Annotated in this window: 2 protein-coding genes and 1 pseudogene; 1 reads left to right on the top strand and 2 read right to left on the bottom strand. The window is 44.7% G+C overall.

Annotated elements, in window-relative coordinates; all coding sequences use genetic code 11:
* Window positions 1–227, top strand: a pseudogene (locus AB4653_RS20420) (translational GTPase TypA); the annotation flags it as partial.
* 192 nt (window positions 228–419) lie between these two features.
* On the opposite strand, the gene AB4653_RS20425 reads toward AB4653_RS20420, so the two are convergent.
* Together AB4653_RS20425 and AB4653_RS20430 are read right to left on the bottom strand one after the other, a co-directional pair.
* A complete protein-coding gene (locus tag AB4653_RS20425; RefSeq protein ID WP_009848035.1) occupies window positions 420–950 on the bottom strand; it encodes an AAA family ATPase in 531 nt (176 codons plus the stop codon).
* Window positions 951–970: 20 nt separating this feature from the next.
* Window positions 971–1,612: a DUF2959 domain-containing protein gene (locus tag AB4653_RS20430; RefSeq protein ID WP_017099568.1), complete on the bottom strand. Its 642-nt coding sequence runs from the start codon at window positions 1,610–1,612 to the stop codon at window positions 971–973.
* Window positions 1,613–1,753: the final 141 nt, after the last annotated feature.

Raw genomic sequence — 1,753 nt, forward strand, 5'->3', positions numbered from 1 at the left:
ACCTGACAGTAAACTGTCTGAAAGGTAAGCAACTAACGAACGTTCGTGCATCTGGTACTGATGAAGCACAAGTTCTTTCTCCACCGATCAAGCACACTCTAGAGCAAGCTCTTGAGTTTATCGATGAAGATGAACTAGTAGAAGTAACGCCACTAAACGTACGTATCCGTAAGAAGCTTCTTACTGAAAACGAACGTAAGCGTGCAGCACGTCCAGCTAAGGCTTAATTGCCAGTTGACTAGCTTCTAGCTATTCAAGCAATACGTTTTAGAATAAATAAGAAAGCCCCGTGTAGCCTAGCTGCTCGGGGCTTTTGTTTTATATGGTGTTGGAGTAGATACGGGTAAACGAGATGCAGGATACGAAGGGCGTTCAAGTATTCGTCATCCTCAAGAGGGAGCAACGACCGAGTTGGGGATCTAGCTTTTGATACCTAAGTAACGCTCAACGAATTGAAGCCGCTCATCGACCGACATAAATGGCACTTCGATCACCTCATAACCTAGCTTTTGATAGACTCTGACTAGCGCGTGGTGAATCTCTAATGCCTCCTCAAACGGATAAGGTCTCACATCATCTTGTACGTAAATCGATGCCTCAGGACGACAGAACAGCACTTGGGGGTGGTAGCCTTGGCTCGCTTCTCGGTAGTTCGCATCAATCTCAAGATTAGCCTGAGCTAAGTAACCACAGATATCTGGAATCGCACGGTCAAGAAAAGCAATTTGGTGCTGCTTCGCTTGCTCTTTTTGCTCGCTCATCACGTCTAAACACAAGCGAGCAAAGCCCGGTAGGTCTAACCAAGGTAAGATACCGTTCTCAAGTTGGCTCTGTTGTTCTATCAATTGGCGAGAGGATTCTGCGAAGGTTGGGTAACCTATGTCACCCAAGGCATTAATCAGAGTTGTTTTTCCGGCTCCGGGGCCGCCAGTAATAATGATTGGCTTCATCGTGTTCTGTCTCTGAAGCGTTATTTTTGGTTGAGTTGTGCTAAGAACTTATCCGACTCAGCTATCGCAGCATTCATCTGTGTTATCGCGTAGGCGATGTCTTTTTCTAAGCTCATAAACTCTCCCTGCAATGAACCAACGGCACTCGCATTGAGGTTGTGTTTGAGATAAAGCGTGTTGTCGCGAAGAGTGTTGAGTACCGGATCCATTTTCTTCTCAGCCCGTTTCATCGCTGAAAGCATAGTCTGGTAAGACGATTTGGTTTCACGCAGCTTTTTCTCACTTGAACGACGCAGTGAATCGCTGGTGTAAAGGTCCAACTCTCCCTGCCATTCTGCAAATAGCGCATCCGACACATCTTCAATCGCAGCAATGCGGTCACTGACATTTTGTGCGGCTTTTTCACTGTCTTGGTATTTATCATTAATCTTGTTGTACATGTCTTCAAGGTCGCCGCCACTAAAATTAGTTAGGCTACTCAAAGCTTCAAGTGCGCTAGTAAACTCTTCCTGAGCGTCCTGTTGCGACTCTTTAGCGTCTTCCACTCTATCAACCATAATGTCACGCTTGTGGTAACCCACTTGCTCCATGGCGGAGTAATAAGCTGATTGGCATCCAGTAAGAGTAAAAATAGAGAGGACTATAACTATTAAATAAGGCATCCTAGTTTCCTATAGTTAAATAATATCAATCGTAGTAAATAACTGCTCAACCTAGCTTGTTAAAATGCTCGATAACGGCGTTAGAGTTTTTGATTGTAGAATAACTACTTATCACAAAACTCTGCCTTGTTCTCAAGCCTT

Origin of the sequence: Vibrio sp. 10N.222.48.A3 (assembly GCF_041475345.1) — a bacterium.
Classification (GTDB): Bacteria; Pseudomonadota; Gammaproteobacteria; order Enterobacterales; family Vibrionaceae; genus Vibrio; species Vibrio tasmaniensis_A.

Coding starts and splice junctions, on each gene's coding strand:
- AB4653_RS20425 (WP_009848035.1), bottom strand. CDS start 950: ATGAAGCCAATCATTATTACTGGCGGCCCCGGAGCCGGAAAAACAACT.
- AB4653_RS20430 (WP_017099568.1), bottom strand. CDS start 1,612: ATGCCTTATTTAATAGTTATAGTCCTCTCTATTTTTACTCTTACTGGA.